General features: G+C 50.3%; 20 protein-coding genes. 17 read left to right on the top strand and 3 right to left on the bottom strand.

What is annotated here, in order from left to right; genetic code table 11:
* Positions 1 to 89: 89 nt before the first annotated feature.
* The 3 genes from ACRJJO_RS19860 to ACRJJO_RS19850 all read right to left on the bottom strand — a co-directional run bounded on the left by ACRJJO_RS19860 (position 90) and on the right by ACRJJO_RS19850 (position 2,460).
* Entirely contained in the window at positions 90 to 941 is an 852-nt protein-coding gene (locus ACRJJO_RS19860; RefSeq protein ID WP_431067323.1) for a DNA ligase, read from the bottom strand.
* A gap of 429 nt (positions 942 to 1,370) precedes the next feature.
* Positions 1,371 to 1,793, bottom strand: a complete 423-nt coding sequence (locus ACRJJO_RS19855) for a GlcG/HbpS family heme-binding protein (RefSeq protein WP_404358676.1) — start codon at positions 1,791 to 1,793, stop codon at positions 1,371 to 1,373.
* A 64-nt stretch (positions 1,794 to 1,857) separates the two neighbouring features.
* A complete protein-coding gene (locus ACRJJO_RS19850; protein WP_431067322.1) occupies positions 1,858 to 2,460 on the bottom strand; it encodes an arylesterase in 603 nt (200 codons plus the stop codon).
* Between ACRJJO_RS19850 and ACRJJO_RS19845 the strand changes: the two genes are divergently transcribed.
* The 17 genes from ACRJJO_RS19845 to ACRJJO_RS19765 all read left to right on the top strand — a co-directional run bounded on the left by ACRJJO_RS19845 (position 2,459) and on the right by ACRJJO_RS19765 (position 19,531).
* Entirely contained in the window at positions 2,459 to 3,151 is a 693-nt protein-coding gene (locus ACRJJO_RS19845; RefSeq protein ID WP_431067321.1) for an ABC transporter ATP-binding protein, read from the top strand. The two genes, ACRJJO_RS19850 and ACRJJO_RS19845, sit on opposite strands and share 2 nt — an antisense overlap.
* Complete coding sequence (locus tag ACRJJO_RS19840; protein WP_431067320.1) at positions 3,148 to 5,631, top strand: ABC transporter permease; 2,484 nt, start codon at positions 3,148 to 3,150, stop codon at positions 5,629 to 5,631. The genes ACRJJO_RS19845 and ACRJJO_RS19840 overlap by 4 nt, the downstream gene beginning before the upstream one ends.
* 305 nt (positions 5,632 to 5,936) lie before the next feature.
* Entirely contained in the window at positions 5,937 to 6,332 is a 396-nt protein-coding gene (locus ACRJJO_RS19835; protein ID WP_404358669.1) for a glycine zipper family protein, read from the top strand.
* Between the two features lie 830 nt (positions 6,333 to 7,162).
* Complete coding sequence (locus ACRJJO_RS19830) at positions 7,163 to 7,702, top strand: PAS domain-containing protein (RefSeq protein WP_431067319.1); 540 nt, start codon at positions 7,163 to 7,165, stop codon at positions 7,700 to 7,702.
* A gap of 2 nt (positions 7,703 to 7,704) precedes the next feature.
* Positions 7,705 to 9,183: a methyl-accepting chemotaxis protein gene (locus ACRJJO_RS19825; RefSeq protein WP_431067318.1), complete on the top strand. Its 1,479-nt coding sequence runs from the start codon at positions 7,705 to 7,707 to the stop codon at positions 9,181 to 9,183.
* A 384-nt stretch (positions 9,184 to 9,567) separates the two neighbouring features.
* Entirely contained in the window at positions 9,568 to 10,953 is a 1,386-nt protein-coding gene (gene atpD / locus ACRJJO_RS19820) for a F0F1 ATP synthase subunit beta (protein WP_431067317.1), read from the top strand.
* Positions 10,954 to 10,960: 7 nt separating this feature from the next.
* On the top strand, positions 10,961 to 11,365 hold the full coding sequence (locus ACRJJO_RS19815; protein ID WP_431067316.1) for a F0F1 ATP synthase subunit epsilon: 405 nt from the start codon (positions 10,961 to 10,963) through the stop codon (positions 11,363 to 11,365).
* The gene (locus ACRJJO_RS19810; protein WP_431067315.1) at positions 11,358 to 11,696 is read left to right on the top strand and encodes an AtpZ/AtpI family protein; all 339 of its coding nucleotides are present in this window, start codon (positions 11,358 to 11,360) and stop codon (positions 11,694 to 11,696) included. Before ACRJJO_RS19815 ends, ACRJJO_RS19810 begins: the two co-directional genes overlap by 8 nt.
* Positions 11,689 to 11,970, top strand: coding sequence for an ATP synthase subunit I (locus ACRJJO_RS19805; protein ID WP_431067314.1), 282 nt, complete (start codon positions 11,689 to 11,691; stop codon positions 11,968 to 11,970). Before ACRJJO_RS19810 ends, ACRJJO_RS19805 begins: the two co-directional genes overlap by 8 nt.
* Before the next feature lie 4 nt (positions 11,971 to 11,974).
* A complete protein-coding gene (locus ACRJJO_RS19800; protein ID WP_404358657.1) occupies positions 11,975 to 12,643 on the top strand; it encodes a F0F1 ATP synthase subunit A in 669 nt (222 codons plus the stop codon).
* A gap of 130 nt (positions 12,644 to 12,773) precedes the next feature.
* On the top strand, positions 12,774 to 13,052 hold the full coding sequence (locus ACRJJO_RS19795; RefSeq protein WP_341326777.1) for a F0F1 ATP synthase subunit C: 279 nt from the start codon (positions 12,774 to 12,776) through the stop codon (positions 13,050 to 13,052).
* A 5-nt stretch (positions 13,053 to 13,057) separates the two neighbouring features.
* Positions 13,058 to 13,858, top strand: a complete 801-nt coding sequence (locus ACRJJO_RS19790; protein ID WP_431067313.1) for a F0F1 ATP synthase subunit delta — start codon at positions 13,058 to 13,060, stop codon at positions 13,856 to 13,858.
* Positions 13,848 to 15,371, top strand: coding sequence for an alternate F1F0 ATPase, F1 subunit alpha (locus ACRJJO_RS19785; protein ID WP_431067312.1), 1,524 nt, complete (start codon positions 13,848 to 13,850; stop codon positions 15,369 to 15,371). Before ACRJJO_RS19790 ends, ACRJJO_RS19785 begins: the two co-directional genes overlap by 11 nt.
* Positions 15,368 to 16,273, top strand: a complete 906-nt coding sequence (locus ACRJJO_RS19780) for a F0F1 ATP synthase subunit gamma (protein ID WP_431067311.1) — start codon at positions 15,368 to 15,370, stop codon at positions 16,271 to 16,273. The genes ACRJJO_RS19785 and ACRJJO_RS19780 overlap by 4 nt, the downstream gene beginning before the upstream one ends.
* An 87-nt stretch (positions 16,274 to 16,360) precedes the next feature.
* Complete coding sequence (locus ACRJJO_RS19775; RefSeq protein ID WP_431067310.1) at positions 16,361 to 17,827, top strand: TrkH family potassium uptake protein; 1,467 nt, start codon at positions 16,361 to 16,363, stop codon at positions 17,825 to 17,827.
* A 2-nt stretch (positions 17,828 to 17,829) separates the two neighbouring features.
* Entirely contained in the window at positions 17,830 to 18,486 is a 657-nt protein-coding gene (locus tag ACRJJO_RS19770) for a potassium channel family protein (protein ID WP_431067309.1), read from the top strand.
* A gap of 631 nt (positions 18,487 to 19,117) precedes the next feature.
* Positions 19,118 to 19,531: a Dabb family protein gene (locus ACRJJO_RS19765; RefSeq protein WP_431067308.1), complete on the top strand. Its 414-nt coding sequence runs from the start codon at positions 19,118 to 19,120 to the stop codon at positions 19,529 to 19,531.
* The last annotated feature ends 568 nt before the right edge of the window (positions 19,532 to 20,099 follow it).

Here is a 20,099-nt window from a genome sequence, read left to right as displayed (position 1 = left end):
GTCATTTAAAATTATAGCTCAGTATGTAGCTTTATTAGCTACTGGCCCTATATATGCTATCGGCGCGAAGGTAGCAGGCTGACAGAGGCTCAAGGCTCATCGCGTATTCTGATGAACACAGCAAAACGAGGTAAGCCCTTATCGGTGTAGCCTTGATGACGAAAGTTAATAAGGCTGCCCAGAGTCGGCGGGTCTTCTCTTTCCCGCTGGCTGAATCCGGTGCCGATGTAAAATTCCTTCCCGTTTTCGGTTCGGACTTTAAGAGAGCCCATCGTTCCGGCAAATTGTCCTTTGCCGGAACGATAACCGATCACGACCGCTTCCCCATCGTCGTAAGGTTTTAATTTAAGCAACCGATTGCTGCGTCCATGTTGATAAAGACTATCTTGATGATGCAGCATCAGACCTTCGCCGCCTTCGCCCACGATTTGATCCAGTCTTTGCTTTAATTCGTCGGAGGATGCGACCCGAAATTGCTTGATGAAATTCAGATACGGTGTATACCGTTGTTGTGCCATGTGCCGCATTGCGGCGACCCGTTCTGAAAAGGGTTTCGGGTTGTCAGGCAGGTCGAAGACCATCAGCTTGATTTTCTTCCAACCGGAATGAGGGGCCTTGCGACTAACGATGGAAACGGTCTGCTGATATTGACCTCTCGCCAACCATAATTCGCCATCCAGCGTTACATCGGGAAAGTCTTCGATGAACCAAGCGGGTGCATGGAGCAGGTGGCCGTTTTTAGAAATCAGTTGTTTTCCGTTCCAACGCGCCCGGATCCCATCAAGCTTTTCGCTGATCCAATATTCAGAGACATCGATCGACGGATCGAAAACTTTGGCCTGCATGATGTCCGGTTTTTCAATGGCCGCAGCGCATGAAACAAATAAAAATATCGGGATGATCAGCAAGCGGACTAAGTTGAAACGTTTAGATTTGTTCATGCTGTTGTTTCCGCGGGGTCTTTATGGCGAAAAACCCTGTAATTCGTTATTTTTTCCTTCAGAAAATGAAAAAATGCAAAGAGAGCATAACTATTATGAGTTCATGTGGCGATGAGGGTTAGCGCTAGGCTGGCGAAAAAAGCCATTTTAGCTAATTTCTGTGTTCCCGCTTTTTATTCCTTTCACACTTCAAATTTCGGCAGTGCTTAAGGAGGCGCCGGGGGTGATCGGTCCCTCACCTAACGCTAGGTTGGGACTGGCATAGAGCCTACATGGACGTATTCACCCAGCAACTAAATTAACCAAGATAGTTAACCATAACCAATGGACTATGGAATTTAGGTGCTGGGTGAACGGCGGTCCTCGATAGACACATCCCATACCTTTTATTCTTAGACGGTTTTTTAATCAAAAGGGAGTAGGTAACCCTTAGCAAAATAAACCGGCCGCGTGGATTCCGGCGATCGCGCAACGCTCGTCTTGATCGGAGACGTCGCCGGAGATCCCGACCGCGCCGAGAATTTTATGGTCGGCATTACGAATCAATACGCCGCCCGGCACGGGCATGACCTTACCTCCCGCTAAGCCGATCAGCGCGTTCATGAAGTCGGGGCGTTGTTCGGCAACGGTGGCAAGACTTCGCGACGACATGCCCATGTTTACCGCACCCCAGGCTTTGGCAATGGCAACTTGTTCTCGAATCATCGTGGCGCCGTCTTCGCGTTGCATCGCTTTGAGATGGCCGGCTCCGTCCAACACGACGATCGTCAGCGGTTCCAGGTTGAGTTGGCGGGCATTGGTTAATGCGACATGAATGATTTGATTGGCTTTTTCCAGAGTTAGGGCATTCATCGATGATCTCGTTATTATATTTTTTAGAATAAATCGGCCGGGTAAAAACCCGAAATAAGGCTTGTCATTTTAGCAGCGGACCTAAATATTCCCATACTTTTTCGGCGATAATCGGCTGCGCGTTGGCATTCGGATGTATTCTATCGCGTTGCATCAATTCCGGATTCAAGGCCACGCCTTCGAGAATGAAAGGCACGAAAGTCAGGTCGTGTTCCTTGGCCAATTCCGGATAAACCTGATAAAACATTTCGATATAGCGTTTACCGAGATTCGGCGGCATGCGCATGCCCAGCAACAAAACTTGCGCATCGGCTTGTTGCGAGCGCTCGACTATTTCGCTCAAGTTTTCGTGCATTTGTTTAGGTGTCAGTCCTCTTAAACCGTCGTTGCCGCCCAGTTCTAGCAGTACCCACTCCGGTTCATGCCGCGCCAACGCACTGTCGATACGCGCCAATCCGCCGGCACTGGTATCGCCACTGATGCTTTCATTAACGACTCGGTGCGGGAACTTTTCGGCCTCCAGCTTTTTCTGAAGTAAATCGACCCAGCCTTTCCCCGCTTCTATTCCGTAACCGGCGCTGATACTATCGCCTAATACGACAATCGTTTTAGCCGGCGCGGCCGCTGAAACTAACGCCATCATTACTGCAAGCAAAAATTTGGACATGACACAGACTCATACTGAAAGAACGTTAAAAAATATTATCGTCACCGAAAATCTCGGTAAAACCGTGCAAACTTCGGACGGTACTTTGCATATCTTGGCATCGGTCGATTTACAAATCAAACCGGGAGAGAGTCTCGCGGTGGTCGGCGAGTCCGGTTCCGGCAAATCGACTTTATTGAGTTTGTTGGCTGGGCTCGATACACCGACAAGCGGTTCCGTGACGATTGACGATCGCGATTTGACGGCGATGGACGAAGACGGGCGGGCTGCGGTACGTAACGAGCTGATCGGCTTTGTGTTTCAGTCGTTTCAATTGTTGCCGGGTTTAACCGCTGTCGAAAATGTGATGTTGCCATTGGAGTTGGGCGGCAACAAAAATGCGCGCGCCTTGGCCGCCGATTTGCTCGGCAGGGTGGGGTTAAGCCATCGACTCAATCATACGTCAAGGCAGCTTTCAGGCGGCGAACAACAGCGCGTGGCGTTGGCTCGCGCTTTCGTGACGCGGCCGGCTATTTTATTCGCCGACGAGCCGACCGGTAATTTGGACAGTAAAACCGGCGAACAAATCATCGATTTATTGTTCGAATTGAACCGCGAAAACAGCACCACGCTAATATTGGTCACGCATGACAACCATTTGGCCGAACGCTGCCGGCGCAGCATTAAACTCGATGCCGGGAGATTGGTATGACGCGTTTTAATCTGGCGCTACGCTTGTTGTTTCGCGATAGCCGTTCCGGCGAACTCACGATTCTGATTGCCGCATTGATTATTGCCGTGACTAGTTCGACTGCAATTACGCTGTTTGCCGATCGCCTGCATCGGACGATGACCTTACAGGCCGCCGATTTTCTCGCGGCCGATTTGGTAATTACGAGTCCGGAACGTATTCCCGGCGCATGGTTGGAAAAAGCCGGCGAATTGGCTTTGACTCGTTCGGAAACCGCTGAGTTTTCGAGCGTTTTGATTGAAAACGACGAACTGTTGTTGGCCGGGGTGAAGGCGGTCAGTCCCCGTTATCCATTACGCGGTTTTTTAAAGGTCACCGGCGCCGATTTCAGCGATGAGCAAACATTGGCGTCCGGGCCTGAGCCGGGGTCGGTATGGGTTGAAAAACGCGTGCTGTCGGCGCTGCATTTGCAAATCGGCGATGCTTTGACGGTCGGCGAAAAAGCGTTGACGATCAACCGTGTCTTGACTTACGAGCCGGACAAGCGCGGCGATTTTTATAGCCTGTCCCCGCGGGTCATGATGCATGCCGACGATTTACCGGCTACGGGAGTAATACAGCCGGGCAGCCATGTGCATTATTTCTTTCAGTTCGCCGGCGAAGCGCAAGGCATCATGGCATTCAATCGATGGGTCAAGCCGCAGCTGAATCCGTCCCAGCGCATCATGGATATTCATCAAGACCGCCCGGAAGTCGGCAATGCGCTTAATCGGGCCGAGCGTTACTTGGGACTGTCCAGCATCGTCGTGATTTTGATCGCCGGTGTCGCGATTGCCGCCGCAACGCGCAGGTATAGCGAGCGTCATTTCGATGCCACGGCGGTGTTAAGATGCTTAGGCTTGAAACAAAAAGAAATTTTATGGCTTTACGGTAGTCAGTTTTTTATTCTCGGAATGCTGGCCAGTGCCATCGGCTGTCTTTTTGGCTGGTTTGCGCAGGCCGGGCTGTTTCATCTTTTGCATGATTTGTTACCGGATACGATCGCCTCGCCGAGCTGGTTTGCGGTATTTTTCGGTTTTGCGACGGGTATGGCGGTGCTGCTGGGTTTTGCTTTGCCGCCGCTGCTGAGACTCAAACGGGTGTCGCCGCTACGCGTGTTACGCCGCGATCTGGAGCCGTTACCGTCCGCGGCTTGGCTAATTTACGGTTTAGCGATTGCTATTATCGCGGTTTTGATATGGCGTTATACCGAAGATTTTAAAATGACCGGCATCATCATCGGCGTCGGCCTAATTGCGTTACTCGTTCTGGGCAGCGCGGTTTACGGAATCCTTTGGGCCTGTCAAAAGTTGTTGCCCGGTTTGCCGCTAACTTGGCGTTTCGGTGTGCAAGGTTTGATTCGTAACCGGCAGGCATCGGTGAGTCAGATTTTGGCCTTTAGCATCACGCTGGTGGCGATGACCTTGAGCTTTACGGTCAGAAACGATTTATTGACCGACTGGCAACGTCAGTTACCGGAACAGGCGCCGAATCATTTTGTGTTGAATATTTTTCCCGAACAACAGGCCGGTTTTCAGCAGGATTTGGATGATCAAGGCCTTACCGGCAGCCGCTTTTATCCGATCGTGCGTGGACGACTCGTCCGAATCAACGGCATTCCGGTGCAGAAAATCGTCAGTAAGGATTCCCAAGGCGAACAAGCTACGCATCGGGACTTGAGCCTAACCTGGTCGGAGCAGGTGCCCGATGAAAACAAGATTCTATCCGGCCGGTGGTGGGCGGATGAACGACCGGGATTGGTGTCGATCGAACAAAAGTTGGCTTCGAGTCTAGGCGTGGAGCTCGGCGACAAGCTGACTTTTACGATCGGCAGCGAACAATTGCAAGCGGAAGTCATCAGTATTCGCAGCGTTAAGTGGGATACGATGAAGCCTAATTTTTACATGATTTTTTCGCCCGGGACCTTGGACGGATTTGCCAGCACCTCAATGACCAGTTTTTATTTACCGGAAGATCAAAAACATTTCTTGAATGAATTGGTCAAGCGCTATCCGAGCGTGACGGTTTTGGAAGTCGATTTAATTCTCAAGCAGTTTCAAACGATCTTGGCGCAGTTGACGCAGGCGATCAATTATTTGTTATATTTCGCGTTGTTGGCCGGATTTACCGTGCTGTTCGCGGCGGTTCAAGCCGGGTTGGACCAACGCATTCATGAAGGTGCGCTGATGCGAACGCTAGGTGCACATCGGCAATTTTTAAGGAAGACACATGTAATCGAATTTGCACTATTGGGTTTTAGTGCGGGCATTTTGGCGATCGGTCTGTCCGAAATCGTGCTTTTCGCGTTATATACCGAAGTGCTGCATTTAAATTACCAACCCAATTTTCTGCTATGGTTGGTCATGCCTACGCTTAGCGGTTTTTTTATCGGACTCGCTGGTTTCTGGGGAGTTAGGCATGTAGTCGATAAACCCCCGGTATCCGTTTTAAGGGAACTTTAATCGATATATACTCATCGTAGATGAAAATTCGGCCTCGGGGTGCCTGCCAAAGGACGCCGTAAACCCAGCACCTAAATTCCATAGCCTATTGGCCATGATTGATTACATAGATAATTTAGGTGCTGGGTAAATACGTCCAAGTAGTCTCTACGCCAGCTTCATGCTGGCAAAGCCTTTACCGAGCACCTCGAGGCCTCCTCCGGAACTGCCGAAATTTGAAGTGCGAAAGGGATAATTCATCCTTTATTCATATAAAAAGTTTTATTTTTTGCTCCGACTATAAACTCTACTAAAGAGGTACGCTTATGAAAAAATCGACACTTGGAATCACCATGATCTGCGGATTGCTGCTATCCGCTTGTGCAACTCAAACCGGCTGGACACCCACGGTCGATACTTACGATAGCCCCAATGCCTACCGCTTGAATCAAGACCTGTACGAATGCGAACAATTGGCTCGTCAGGCAGCAGGTGGGACTGTTAAAGAAACGGCGATCGGCACCGGCGTCGGTGCCGCTATCGGTGCGGCGGGCGGCGCTGTTGTCGGCGCCTTTACAGGCAGCCCCGGAACAGGGGCTGCAATCGGCGCTGCGGCCGGCGGTTTCGGCGGCGGTGCTAAACAAGGGTTCGAAGCCGAGGAAGCCTTCAAAAGAGCTTTCCGCACTTGTTTACGTAACCGCGGTCATAGAGTCGTTAATTAATCGGCTTATTGCTACCTAAATCCTTAGAGGCGATAAACTTATTGCCTCTAAGGTCACTTGATGAAACAACTCGCCTCATCTTCTTTTCAACTTCAGTTTGTCTATTGTCGAAAAAACTCGAACGATTTCCGTTTTTCCATCATACTTCCCTACAAAACCGGACAATAGTAAGGGTTTCTAAGGTTACTTAATGACTCCCTTTTGATCGAAAAACAGTCGAAGAATAAAAGGTATGGGATGTGTCTATCGAGGACCGCCGTGAACCCATCCATGAGGGCTTGACGGCAGCAATCCCTGCTGCCGACATCCTCACTAGCCACACCCCATACCTTCATAAAGTTAGCTATTTTTTGAGTATAAAGGGAGTAATTTCCTTAAATGGCTCCAATGCCTTGCATCACTGCCATCAAATTAACGGAACCCCGTCATTCCAGCAGCTATCAGACTTTTCCGGCTGAGGTTAAGAAAGTATTGGCGAATACAACATAAAAAATTTATTTTCCATGAAGCCTCGTAGGGTACGCTATGCATACCATGACAACCCCACTAATGCTAACGCAAGCCCTTAGGGTTTGATTCGACAGGAATTCGGTACTTAACCGCATGGAGGTACGCGCAGCGTACCCTACGATTTATGTATAACGATGAGCGCTCCTTTGTGATCCCCCCATAACTTGGTTACCGAGGCGAGATCGGTATGCACTCCCGCTTTGGATCAGTGGTAGCGAGGAAAATTATTAAGTTGGTGGCGATATTTTTTACAACAGCTAGAATTTATGGCATAGACTTTTGCTAAAAATGTATCGAACCTTATAAGGCGCATCACAACGATGAAAAAAAATATTATCCCGAATAATAACGAAAAGAAACTGGGCGATAACGACTTTATTGTTTCGAAAACCGATATTATCGGCAAGATCACCTACGCTAACCGTATTTTCATGGAAATCGCCGGATATGCAGAGTCCGAGTTACTCGGCGTGCAGCACAACATTATTCGGCATCCCGAAATGCCGCGCGGCGTATTTCGGTTTATGTGGGATACCCTAAAGTCCGGAAACGAATTTTTCGGTTTTGCCAAAAACCTGTGTTCCGACGGTGGGTTTTATTGGGTTTTCGCAAATATTACGCCGGACTACGACAAAGACGGCAAATTACAGGGTTATTATTCGGTTAGGCGCAAACCGCCGACATCGGCATTGGATGTTTTAGTGCCGATTTATCGGGAAATGCTGGCGATAGAAAAAAACTGTTCCGCAAAAGAAGCTCCGGATAAATCGTTGGCTTATTTATTCGATGTCGTCGCGCAGACCGGCGTCAAAAATTATGACAGTCTCGTTCTGGGGCTTTATAAACCGAATGGAGTTTAATGATGAGCCGCCACACCAGTGCCGATATTCCCTATCTCAAAGCCAAGGTCAATTATGCCGTAGCCGGTATTGTTTTACTTGCTGCGATCAATTTTTTTTACGCGACTTTTATCAGCGGCTTTTCATGGCTAATTCTACTTTTTAACCTTGGACTGACTGTCATTGCGTTTTATGCACTCGCAGAGACAAAAAAATATTTGGGTATTATTGCCATCATCCAAGATGTATTAATAAGAACCAATGACGGCGAACTTTACCACCGTATCACCGGAACCAAGGGAATGGGCGAGCTCGGCAAAATCGCCTGGGAATTGAACGAAATGCTCGACATCATGGAGTCTTATTTCAAAGAAATCACGACTTGTTTCGATCAAGCGGCCAAAGGCAATCATAGCCGTTATGCTCTAGCGGACGGCTTTCCCGGATTACTTAAATCGTCTGCGAAATCTGTCAATAAAGCATTGCGAGTCATGGGCGATAATGAAACGATGATCACGAAAAATCGCCTATCCGCCGGATTGCACATGCTGAACACCTCGAATTTACTCGATAATCTCAAATCCAATCAGGAAGACCTGCTGAGCATTACCGAACAAATGCATAAGGTTGAAGGCATAGCGATCAAAACAGGGAATAACGCCGAAAATAGCTTGTCGTCGGTCAATACGATTAGCCATTCGTTAACCAATATCAATGACAATATTCATTCGGTTACCGATGTCATCACCGCACTAATCGATGACAGTAAAAAAGTAACCGAATCCTTATCGATGATAACCGGCATCGCCGACCAAACCAATCTGTTGGCGCTCAACGCCTCGATCGAAGCGGCTCGAGCCGGCGAGTACGGGCGAGGTTTCGCGGTCGTCGCGGAAGAAGTCAAAAACTTGTCCGATCACACTAAGAATGCGGCGCTGGAGGTCACTAAAACACTCAATTCCTTCAATAAGCGCGTCAATCAAATGCATACCGAAGCAGAGGCATCCGCCGAACTTTCCCAAGAAATCATGGAAAAAGTCGACGAATTTAGGAATCAGTTTGCCGACCTTTCAGTTTCGGCAAAAGCATCGGTCGGCTATATTAGTTATGCCAAGGATAAAACCTTCGCACTATTAACCAAAGTCGATCATATCGTTTATAAACAGAACGGCTATATTGCGATCGAAAACTTAAAGCGTTGTCCACAAGCCGATGCGATCGATATCGATCATCAGCATTGCAGACTTGGCAAATGGTATTTCGAAGGAATTGGACATGAGCAATTTAGGTCCACGCAAGCCTATGTCAGACTGAATAAGCCTCATGAAGACGTGCATAAATTCACGCGACGCGCCTATGAATATTCACGAAATAACTGGCAAAGCAACAAAGCGATCATCGACAATATAATCAACGACATGCAGCAATCGGAAGATGCCAGCGCCGAAGTGATGGCCTTGATCAGCGAGATGGTTGAAGAAAAGCATGCTAATTTGTCCTAGTCAGGCTTTCCTCGATCCCACCGCTCCAGCGTGGGAATGCATACAGAATTTGTTTCGGCAGCCAACGTATGGGTTCCCACGGAGGACCGTGGGAACCAGAAGATGCATGCATTTGAAAACGCTTACCAGAACTTATAAATCCAAAGTGACGTGTAGGGTACGCTGCGCGTACCTAATGTCGGCACAAGGCAACACATGAGGGCACGTTAAACTACGGATGGTACTGCTGTGGTATGCACAGTATACAGTCTTCAAGGTTCGAGATTGGTGTAGTATAAACCTCAACTATTAACGCTAACATAGTCTCTTATTAAGTAGGGCTATCGGAACCAACGGCACGACAGATACAACACTGCATTTAATTGTTCGACTCAGGCGGCAAATATGAATGATGAAACGAGCCTTACCCATGCCGGATCAGTCGTTTCGATCACCGGAAGCGTGGTCGATATCCGGTTCGATCGCTGTTTGCCGCCCATTCATACGATTCTGTATGCCGGTCATGATCGCCGAGTCATCATCGAGGTATTGACGCAGCTCGACGATTCACGGGTTCGCGGTATCGCAATGACACCAACACAAGGACTGGCCCGAGGCATGTCGGTCGAAAACTCGGGCGCCCCTTTAAAAGCGCCGGTAGGCAAAAACATTCTGTCGCGCATGTTCGATGTATTCGGCCGTCCCATCGATCGTTTGCCGTTGCCGTCCGATATCGAATGGCGCTCGGTTCATCAAACGCCTCCGCCGCTGGCGCGCCTTTCAACTAAGTCGGAACTGTTCGAGACCGGTATCAAGATTATCGATGTATTGGCGCCTTTGGAACGAGGCGGCAAGGCGGGATTATTCGGCGGCGCAGGAGTCGGCAAGACGGTTTTACTAACCGAGATGATTCACAATATGGTCGGGCAACACGAGGGCGTGAGTCTATTTTGCGGTATCGGCGAACGCTGCCGGGAAGGTGAAGAGTTGTACCGGGAAATGAAGGCTGCAGGGGTGCTGCCGAACATGGTCATGGTATTCGGACAAATGAACGAATTGCCGGGAAGCCGGTTTCGGGTCGGCAATGCCGCGTTGACGATGGCAGAATATTTCCGCGATGACGAGCGCCGGGATGTCTTGCTGTTGATAGACAATATTTTCCGTTTCATACAGGCCGGCTCCGAAGTTTCCGGGCTCATGGGACAAATGCCTTCTCGTTTAGGTTATCAATCGACGATGGGCACCGAATTGTCGCAATTGCAGGAACGCATCGCCAATACCGATACCGGCGCGATCACATCGATACAGGCGGTCTATGTTCCGGCCGACGACTTTACCGACCCCGCCGCGGTTCATACCTTTTCTCATTTGTCGGCCTCTATCGTGTTGTCTCGCAAACGGGCGAGCGAGGGGCTCTTTCCTGCGATCGATCCACTGCAATCCAACTCCAAGATGGCGACACCGCGTATCGTGGGCGAACGGCATTATCGAATCGCACAGGAAGTCAGAAGCACGCTGGCTCAATACGAAGACTTAAAAGACATTATCGCAATGCTGGGACTCGAGCAGCTCTCTCGGGAAGATCGAAATATCGTGTATCGGGCCCGCCGTTTGGAGCGTTTTTTGACACAGCCGTTTTTCACGACCGAGCAATTCACCGGCTTGAGCGGCAAGCTCGTTAGCCGCAACGATGCGCTTAACGGTTGCGAGCGCATTCTCAACGATGAGTTCAAGGATTATCCCGAAAGCGGACTTTATATGATCGGTTCGATTGACGAAGCCAAAAAGTGAGGTCACTATGAACTCGTCATCGATGCGTCTTAAAATTTTGTTGCCTTTCCGGGTATTCGCCGAGCACGAGGGCGTCACTCGAATCGTTGCCGAGACCTATCAAGGTTCGTTCGGCATACTGCCGAACCGCCTGGATTGCGCGTCAGCTCTGGCTCCGGGCATTCTAACCTATGAAACGGCATCGGCTGACGAGGTTTATCTGGCCATCGATCAAGGAGTGCTGGTCAAGACCGGAACCGAGGTGCTGGTATCGGTGCGCAACGCCATCGGCGGTATCGAATTGGATCGATTGCGCGAGGCCGTGGAGCGCGAATTTCTGGAATTCGACGAACACGAAAAAAGCGTCCGTTCGGTCATGGCTAAACTGGAAAGCGGTTTTGTCCGGCGCTTTATGGAGTATCATCGTGGCTGAGCCAAACGATAAAAAAAAGCGACCTAACGACTCGCCGTTGAGCCGTCAAGTCGGTGCAAAGGCGGAGCGCAAACTCGACGCCCAACGGCAAGTGAATAAGACGATCTGGTTCGGCTTGGGGTGGTTCGGCTTGATCGGCTGGTCGGTCGCGGTGCCGGCATTGCTGGGAATATTTTTAGGCTTGTGGCTGGATGATCGGTATCCGGGGCCTCATTCCTGGACCTTGATGTTATTGATTGGCGGGCTGATGTTGGGGTGTTGGAACGCCTGGCGCTGGGTATCCAACGAAGATATCCGAATCCATAAAAAGCAGGATAAACATGATGACTGAAAATCTGATGTTGGCACTGGCTTTCGGAGCCGGCACCTTGCTGGGAATGTTTTTTTTCGGAGGACTTTGGTGGACTGTACAAAAAGGTCTTCAGTCAAAACGTCCCGGGTTCTGGTTTTTCAGCAGTATGCTGCTTCGAACCGGAGTCACGCTGACCGGGTTTTATTGGCTGGCCGCCGATCATTGGCAACGGCTTTTGGTTTGTCTATTGGGATTTATCGTTGCCCGTTTTATCGTGATTAGATTGACCCGTTTCAAACCGGCAGAGGAATAAACGCATGCGCTTGAGCTCCGATCAAATCATTTTTTGGCAATACGATTTCATCAAACTCAACGGCACAATCGTGACGACTTGGGTCATCATGTTGATATTGGTTGTCGGCGCGATACTGATCACCCGAAATCTAACGAACGATATCGAACACAAACGCTGGCAGAGTATTTTAGAGGTCATCGTCATCACACTGAATCAACAAATCGAGGAAGTCGGCCTGAAGCGGCCGGAAAAATATCTCGGGTTTCTGGGGACATTATTTTTGTTTATTGTCACCGCCAATCTGTTTGCGATTTTCCCCGGCTATGAGCCGCCGACCGGTTCATTGTCGACTACGGCTGCGTTGGCCATCGCTGTATTTGTCGCCGTGCCTTTTTACGGTATTGCCAAACAAGGCTTAGGTGGATACTTGAAGTCCTACCTGAAGCCGACGCTAATTATGTTGCCGTTCAATATCATCGGTGAATTATCCCGCACCTTGGCATTGGCCGTGCGTCTGTTCGGCAATATGATGAGCGGCACGATGATTGTCGCGATATTGTTAGTTGTGACGCCCTTGTTTTTTCCGATTATCATGAATGCATTAGGTCTACTGACCGGCATCGTACAAGCCTATATTTTTACGATACTGGCTACGGTTTATATCGCCGCGGCCACGCGCGGTCATGATTGATGATATGCGGGGGTAAGCGTGAAGGGCACGCATCGCATACCATTTACGGGGCAAATTAGCCGGGATACTTTTGCAAAAGTCACGCTAGGCTTACCTTAAAAATCGACTATTAAAAATTAGAGGTGTCATTATGGATATTACCGCTTTCATTGCCGTTGCATCGATCGTCACGGCCGGCATCACGATTGGCTTGGGCAGTATCGGCCCGGCGCTCGGCGAAGGACGCGCTCTTGCTGCGGCGCTAACCGCGTTAGCTCAACAACCCGACGCCGCTGCGACGATCACTCGAACGCTGTTTGTCGGTTTGGCCATGGTCGAATCGACTGCGATTTATTGCTTTGTCGTGTCGATGATTCTGATCTTCGCTAATCCTTTTTGGAATTATGCCTTAGCCCAAGTAGCAGGATAAAAGCCATGCTAATCGACTGGTTCACGGTCTTCGCTCAGCTGGTCAATTTTCTGATTTTAATGGCCTTGTTGAAACGGTTTCTTTACAAGCCCATCATGCAGGCGCTGAAAGACCGCGAAGCCAAAATAGCGCAGCAATTGGAGGAAGCCCGTGAAATCAAGGCCGCTGCCGAACGGGAACGCATCGAGTATGTCGAAAAAATCGAACGTTTCGAGCGGCAAAGAGACGGTCTTTTGAAACAAGTGCATGTTGATGCGGCACATGAGCGCGAAAAGCTGATCAAGGCGGCGAGAACAGAGTCCGATGAACTTCGTTTCGCCTGGCAACAAGCACTACAAAATGAGCAAAAGCGCTTAAATCGGGAACTCATGCGAAATACCCGGGAGGAAGTTTTTGCCATCAGCCGCAAAACGCTAGCCGATTTGGCTTCGGTGAGCCTGGAGCAGCGTATTTGCGAAGTCTTTCTCCAACGTCTGCATGCGCTCGCCGACTCCGATAAAAATCGGCTTAGCGATGCAATTCAAGTTTCATCGGATCCAATCCGGGTCCGTAGCGCTTTCGCTCTGATGCCGGAACAGAAAAACGCGATAAAACAAGCCGTCAGCGACGTATTTAAAGTTAATGCCACGATTGAATTCGATGTCGATGCCGATCAAATCAGCGGCATCGAACTGAGTGCGAATGGACGGAAACTTTCCTGGAACATCGCAGGATACCTGCAAGACTTTGAGAACAGTATAGGCCGGGCATTAACGGCTAAAACCGTATCTCAGAGCCATTCCGGAACCGATGCTCATGTCGTCTGATCAGTTAGCAAGCGTTCTGGAGAGCGCCTTCGAGAACATCAAACAGGTTCGTGAAAACTTTAGCCCGCAAATGACCTTGCAAGAGGTGGGCACGGTCACAACCGTGTCTACCGGCATCGCCAAAGTGTCCGGTTTGCCGGGCGTGGGTTTTGAAGAGTTGGTCAGATTTCCGAACGATTTATACGGCATTGCCTTCAATGTCGAAGAGGATGAGACCGGCGTCGTGCTGCTCGGCGATTACTGGCATTTGCAGGCCGGCGATGAAGTCGAACGTACCGGCCGGGTGATGGACGTGCCGGTGGGCACGGGACTCATCGGACGCGTGATCGACCCGCTAGGTCATGCCATGGACGGAAAAGGACCGCTCGATTTTAGCGAGCGCCGTCCCATAGAGCGCGAAGCGCCAGCGATCATGGACCGGTCTCCGGTGACCGTACCGCTGCAAACCGGCATTAAAGTCATCGACGCATTGATTCCGATCGGTCGAGGTCAACGCGAATTGATCCTGGGCGATCGGCAAATCGGCAAAACCTCCATTGCGATCAACACGATACTTAATCAGCGCGATCAAAATGTCCTATGTATTTATTGCGCGATCGGCCAACGGGCCTCGGCCGTGTCTCAAGTGATCGCCACCTTACAGGAAAAAGGCGCGATGGATTATACGGTGGTCGTGGTCACGGGCGGCCACCGCCCATCCGGTCTAGCCTATATCGCGCCTTATGCGGCGACCAGCATAGCCGAATATTTCATGGAACAAGGCCGTGACGTACTGATCGTTTATGACGACTTAACCAATCATGCCCGCGCTTACCGCGAGCTTTCATTATTGTTGCGCCGGCCGCCGGGACGCGAAGCTTTTCCCGGCGATATTTTTTATATTCATTCCCGATTATTGGAGCGCGCGACACATTTGCATGACGATCTCGGCGGCGGCTCATTGACCGCGCTGCCGATCATCGAAACCGAAGCGCAGAATCTGGCCGCCTATATTCCGACCAATCTGATCTCGATTACCGACGGCCAGATTTATTTGTCGCCGGCCTTGTTCGAATTAGGCGTGTTGCCGGCCATCGATGTGGGCAAGTCGGTATCGCGGGTGGGCGGCAAGGCACAGCGCCCCGCCTACCGTTCCGTTGCGGGCGACCTGAAGCTGGCTTACGCGCAATTCGAGGAATTGGAAACCTTTGCCCGTTTCGGCACCCGTCTCGATGAACATACCCGCAAGACGATCGAACACGGACGTCGTATCCGCACCTGCCTTAAACAGCCTGAATTCGAAACGTTTTCGGTAGCCGAACAAATAGCGGTTTTACTGGCATTGACAGAAGGCTTGTTCGATACCATACCGCTGGACCGAATGCCCGAGGCGGAGCTCGCGGTCCGAGATGCATCACGGGAGCTGCCCGAAGCGCTTCGACAAAAACTGTTGTCGGACGAATCATTAAGCGATTCGAACCGCGCCGCTATCGTCGAACTCGCCGGCAAGGTACTGGCGCCGATGCAAAAATGACCGATACATCGAACGAGTTGCGCCGTAAAATCGAAGGCGCGGGCGATTTAAAAGGTGTCGTGCGGACCATGAAAGCGCTGGCCGCTTCCAGCATCGCTCAATACGAAGAAGCCGTTCGTTCCTTGGAGGATTACGCCCGCACCGTCGAACTGGCTTTGACGGCGAGCCTAAAGCCGATGGGCGTAGGCGCCTATGGCGGAACCGCGCGTCGCAAAGCTGCAGATCGTATCGGCGCGATCGTTTTAGGCACCGATCAAGGTTTGGTCGGACAATTCAATGACGTTTTAGTCGAATTCGCGATCGAGCGATTACAAGAATTGGCGGGCGAGCAAATCATCTGGACCGTTGGCGAACGCATTCACGGGCATCTGCTCGACTCGGGATTAGCGGTAAGCGGAGTGTTTGCGACGCCCAATTCGGTGGCTGCCATTACACCGCTGATCGGCCAACTGTTGATCGAAACCGAAACCCGGCAACTGAGCCATGAAAGTTCGCTTTATCTTTTCCATAACCGGCCTAAATCGGAGGTCGGAGCCGTCTATGAGCCGGTCTGTCTGCGCCTGTTGCCGCTAGATTCCGCATGGCGGCTCGAGTTTGTCAAGGCGCCTTGGCCAACTGATAATCTACCGGAGACTGTCGGCGATTACGATGGGACGCTGAGAGCCCTGATCCGGGAGTATCTCTTTGTTTCGATGTACAGAGCTTGCGCCGAGTCGCTCGCCGGCGAAAACGCCAGTCGTTTGGCGGCGATGCAGCGGGCCGAAAAGAATATCGACGAACTGTTGGATGAACTCGGCCGAACCTTCAATCAGACACGCCAGCGAAGTATCGACGAGGAATTGTTCGATGTCATTTCCGGTTATGAATCGATGTCTAAAAAAGCCGATTCGGGCAAACGGTAAGATACGAACAACATACCCTGTCAAAAACTTGCCTATTAATCAATACTACAAAATGATACGCGTTCTCTCCGGAGGAGCATTTTCGACATGAGTCTTTCCGATGTTTCCCGCGCCTTGGCTCAACCCGTGCGTTACCGGGTCTTGGCCCGTTATCTGTCACGCATCGGACTGGTCATCATCCTATTGAGGCTGATCCCGATCTTGGTCTCCGGGATAAACGGCGAATGGCTATTCACGATACATCAGTTGCTGGCCTTGGCCGTACTTTCCGCGATCTGTCTGCCTTTGGCCCGGTTACGTCCGCCCGAAGACATCAAGCGCAATGAAGTGATGGTCATTTCGGCGCTGTCTTTCGTCCTGGCCGCGGCACTGGAGGCGATACCTTTCGTCGGCACCGGTTTGAGCGGCATCGACGCCTTCTTCGAAGCGGTATCGGGCGTCACGACGACCGGCTTGAGCACGATGACAGGATTACAGGAACATTCGACCGGTGTTCTGTTCGCGCGCTCCTGGATGCAATGGTATGGCGGACTGGGTGTCGTGGCCTTTTCGGTTGCGTTGTTATTTTTGGATAGAGGCATTGCCTCCCGCCGTTTGGCGATGGGCGAAATCAACGATAGCCGCGATTTTTTAGGCAATGCACACAGTCATTCGATCAATTTACTGATCATTTATTGTGCGCTGACGCTGTTTGCTATCGGTGTGTTATTGATAGCCGGCGCCTCGCCATTGAACGCCGTCACGCATGCTTTGAGCGGCGTATCGACCGGCGGTTTCTCGATTTACGACTCCAGCCTCGCCGCGATAGACGCCTGGCCGGTCCAGTTTTTAATGATGTTGTGCGGTGTGGCGGGAGCTGTTTCGTTGCCTTTTTATTATCGTTTCTCTCGAACCGGTATCAAAGAATTGTCATGCAATCCGGAAGTTCTGGCATTGCCGGTAATATCGATTACGATAATAGGCTTGTTGTTTTTGTGTTTGGATTCGAGCAGCGCCGATGTTTTATCCAGACTGAAAATAGCCGTGATCATGGGGCTCTCGGCGCAAACGACGACCGGATTCGCGAATGCCGATGTTGCATCATTGGATGATACCGCTAAACTGAGCCTTATTTTTTCAATGCTGGTCGGCGGCTCGATCGGTTCGACCGCGGGCGGTATCAAGATTCTCAGATTCTTGATCGTACTGCGCTTGCTTCAGTTTTTTATAGAGCGCACGGCGCTGCCGGCTCATGCCGTATTGGATCGGCAATTGGGCGGCGATAAGCTGGAATCGGATGAGGTCGAAAGAGTCTTGCTGCTGATTTTGATATTCATCGGCACGGTGTTATGTTCGTGGTTGCCGTTTCTAATGGCGGGTTACGATCCGATGAATGCTTTGTTTGAAGTGGTCTCGGCGTGTTCGACGACAGGCTTGTCGACCGGCATTACCGGAAGCGGACTGGAACCATGGCTAAAAGCGGTTTTAATAGCCGACATGTTGCTGGGACGGGTTGAATTCATCGCTTTTTTAGTGTTCCTTTATCCTCGAACCTGGATCAAAATTAGGAGTTGAACTTGAAAGTCGTATTCATAGGCGCGTCGTCGTTGGCGACCGCAACGGCCGAACGTTTATTGAAGGAAGGTCACGAAGTCATCATTATCGATAATGACAAGACCGTGATCGATGAATTGATGGAACGCCTCGATTGCGTTTTTATACATGGTAACGGCAGCAAACCGGCGATTCTGAAGGAAACCGATCCGACATCGATCGATGTACTGTTTTGCTTGACCAAGAGCGATGAAGCCAACATCATCGCAAGCCTGGTGGCGCGTTCGCTCGGTGTTAAACGCGTCATTACCCGAATTGAAGATCATGAATTCGAACATATCTGCGTCGAGCTGGGTCTGAACGACACGATCGTTCCGACGCTGACCAATGCCCGCTATTTGGCGAATATCGCCGCGGGCAGAAATATTCTGGAACTATCCGCAGCGATCCGCGGCAATGTCAGGCTGTTCAGTTTTATTGCCGACGAAGCCGAGGAAGGCACTGTCGACGACCTCGACTTACCGAAGCACACACGAGCGATCTTTTTTTACCGGGATAATAGTTACCATACCGCCGACCGCGATACCGAACTCAAAAAAGGCGATGAAGTCGTGCTGGTTACGACATCCGGAGAATACGAGCAATTGCATGACAAATGGTCCAACGGCAAGGCGAGGTAGGCTGGGTACCTGTTCGCTTTTCGCTTATCCTAAATTCGGTAATTTTACCATGAAGCACATGAAGTTCAGGAAGTATTTCAAGAGGATATTCGTATACTTTGAGTCACCTTTCAGTAGAGCAAAATTGTTCCTGATTACGATAAGCTCCAGCCTAATTGAAGTACGAAGTAGGTTTTGTGTCGCTATCGCGACGCTTATGTGGAGTCGGTTAGCGGACCGACAACCGCGATACTTTTCTTTGCTTGTCCAAAGAAAAGTATCCAAAAGAAAAGACACCCGGAGGCCGCTGCATCCTGCGCGCTGACGATTTTGCCGAGGGTTTTCGGAAGGGCTATCCCTAGCCCTCCGAAAACGAGCGGCATCCCTGCCGCTCCCCTAACGGGCTATTCTCGGCAAAATCGCCAGTGCTCGGCGCGGCCTAACGGGGCCCAGGGAGGGATACCATAAGTTAAACCGAATTGACTAAGCGTTCTAAGAAACAGGATAACATATTGATATGTTGATTATTTTAATGCGTTTGCCCTGCCGAACTACAAAACTCATAGCTCCAGGAAGTTATTTTTCACGAAACCCTAACTGACTTTTACCATTCTGCGATCAACCATCGCCTTATTTCCGAGGAGGATACAAAATGAAATTAGCGAAACCGCTTTCACTATTAATGATATTGGCCGCATTGAGCTCGGCCGCAGGCGCGAAGGAACCAGCAACCGAATCCGGCGAACAGCGCAAGGCGCATCATGTCGTGATCATCTGGTTGAAACAACACGGCGATGAAAACGCCCGCCGTCAATATATCGAAGGCACCAAGCGCCTGGCCAACTTGCCCGGAGTGCTTGCCTACAACATCGGCACGCCGACCGCCGTCAAACGTAAACATGCCAGTCACTCGCTCGACGATTCCTACGATATCGCAATCTCCAGCACCTTCGAAAACAAGCAGTCGCTGGAAAATTATTTGAATCACCCTGTTCATGATCAAGTTTTAAAAGAAGTCTTGAAACCCTTGGTTGAAAAATACAAGGCTTACGATTTCATAGAATGACCTTGAGCCACGATTAGTTGGCGTGATTCGAATTGAGGAACAAGTATAAATATACCTAAGGAACGAGCATGAAATAACTTCGATAAATGCTGAAAGGGGTTCGGTGACTCGATTGACAGGCGTCGGCGGCAGGGATAGCCGCCGTCGAGCCTACATGGATGTATTCACGGCGTCCTGTCAAGCGAGTCGCCGAACCACCACAATGTGCCTAAAACTTGTAGAAGTAAATTTGTGCATATTCCTAACCGAGCGCTAGATTGCCGCATCGCCCGGAAAATCTATTGTTGATGCTGTTGCCCAAGCTCCAGCTTGGGCAAACTGTTCAGGAAGCTCTAGCTTCCCGACGATCAAGAAAGATCGAACGAGCGAGCCGGAGTTGATTTGAGGTTGTGTTCGGTCTCGGGAAGCTGGAGCTTCCGGGGTGTATTTCCCAAGCTGGGCTCTCATCGTTATACATAAGTCAAAAATTACCCTTTTGCAACCTTGACCAATGAGACCTCGATACCATTTATTGCGGTAAATGTCAACGTAGTTGTCGCATGAGTTGAAAATTAATGAACGCTAATGT

This window comes from Methylotuvimicrobium sp. (assembly GCF_050611805.1).
Lineage (GTDB): Bacteria > Pseudomonadota > Gammaproteobacteria > Methylococcales > Methylomonadaceae > Methylotuvimicrobium.
The sequence above is the reverse complement of the archived record's forward strand: the minus strand, read 5'-3'. Positions and strand labels throughout refer to the sequence as shown.

What these genes read in the sequence shown, in the direction of transcription:
- ACRJJO_RS19860 (WP_431067323.1), bottom strand. Translation starts at nt 941, where the DNA reads ATGAACAAATCTAAACGTTTCAACTTAGTCCGCTTGCTGATCATCCCG.
- ACRJJO_RS19855 (WP_404358676.1), bottom strand. Translation starts at nt 1,793, where the DNA reads ATGAATGCCCTAACTCTGGAAAAAGCCAATCAAATCATTCATGTCGCA.
- ACRJJO_RS19845 (WP_431067321.1), top strand. Translation starts at nt 2,459, where the DNA reads ATGACACAGACTCATACTGAAAGAACGTTAAAAAATATTATCGTCACC.
- ACRJJO_RS19850 (WP_431067322.1), bottom strand. Translation starts at nt 2,460, where the DNA reads ATGTCCAAATTTTTGCTTGCAGTAATGATGGCGTTAGTTTCAGCGGCC.
- ACRJJO_RS19840 (WP_431067320.1), top strand. Translation starts at nt 3,148, where the DNA reads ATGACGCGTTTTAATCTGGCGCTACGCTTGTTGTTTCGCGATAGCCGT.
- ACRJJO_RS19835 (WP_404358669.1), top strand. Translation starts at nt 5,937, where the DNA reads ATGAAAAAATCGACACTTGGAATCACCATGATCTGCGGATTGCTGCTA.
- ACRJJO_RS19830 (WP_431067319.1), top strand. Translation starts at nt 7,163, where the DNA reads ATGAAAAAAAATATTATCCCGAATAATAACGAAAAGAAACTGGGCGAT.
- ACRJJO_RS19825 (WP_431067318.1), top strand. Translation starts at nt 7,705, where the DNA reads ATGAGCCGCCACACCAGTGCCGATATTCCCTATCTCAAAGCCAAGGTC.
- atpD (WP_431067317.1), top strand. Translation starts at nt 9,568, where the DNA reads ATGAATGATGAAACGAGCCTTACCCATGCCGGATCAGTCGTTTCGATC.
- ACRJJO_RS19815 (WP_431067316.1), top strand. Translation starts at nt 10,961, where the DNA reads ATGAACTCGTCATCGATGCGTCTTAAAATTTTGTTGCCTTTCCGGGTA.
- ACRJJO_RS19805 (WP_431067314.1), top strand. Translation starts at nt 11,689, where the DNA reads ATGACTGAAAATCTGATGTTGGCACTGGCTTTCGGAGCCGGCACCTTG.
- ACRJJO_RS19800 (WP_404358657.1), top strand. Translation starts at nt 11,975, where the DNA reads ATGCGCTTGAGCTCCGATCAAATCATTTTTTGGCAATACGATTTCATC.
- ACRJJO_RS19795 (WP_341326777.1), top strand. Translation starts at nt 12,774, where the DNA reads ATGGATATTACCGCTTTCATTGCCGTTGCATCGATCGTCACGGCCGGC.
- ACRJJO_RS19790 (WP_431067313.1), top strand. Translation starts at nt 13,058, where the DNA reads ATGCTAATCGACTGGTTCACGGTCTTCGCTCAGCTGGTCAATTTTCTG.
- ACRJJO_RS19785 (WP_431067312.1), top strand. Translation starts at nt 13,848, where the DNA reads ATGTCGTCTGATCAGTTAGCAAGCGTTCTGGAGAGCGCCTTCGAGAAC.
- ACRJJO_RS19780 (WP_431067311.1), top strand. Translation starts at nt 15,368, where the DNA reads ATGACCGATACATCGAACGAGTTGCGCCGTAAAATCGAAGGCGCGGGC.
- ACRJJO_RS19775 (WP_431067310.1), top strand. Translation starts at nt 16,361, where the DNA reads ATGAGTCTTTCCGATGTTTCCCGCGCCTTGGCTCAACCCGTGCGTTAC.
- ACRJJO_RS19765 (WP_431067308.1), top strand. Translation starts at nt 19,118, where the DNA reads ATGAAATTAGCGAAACCGCTTTCACTATTAATGATATTGGCCGCATTG.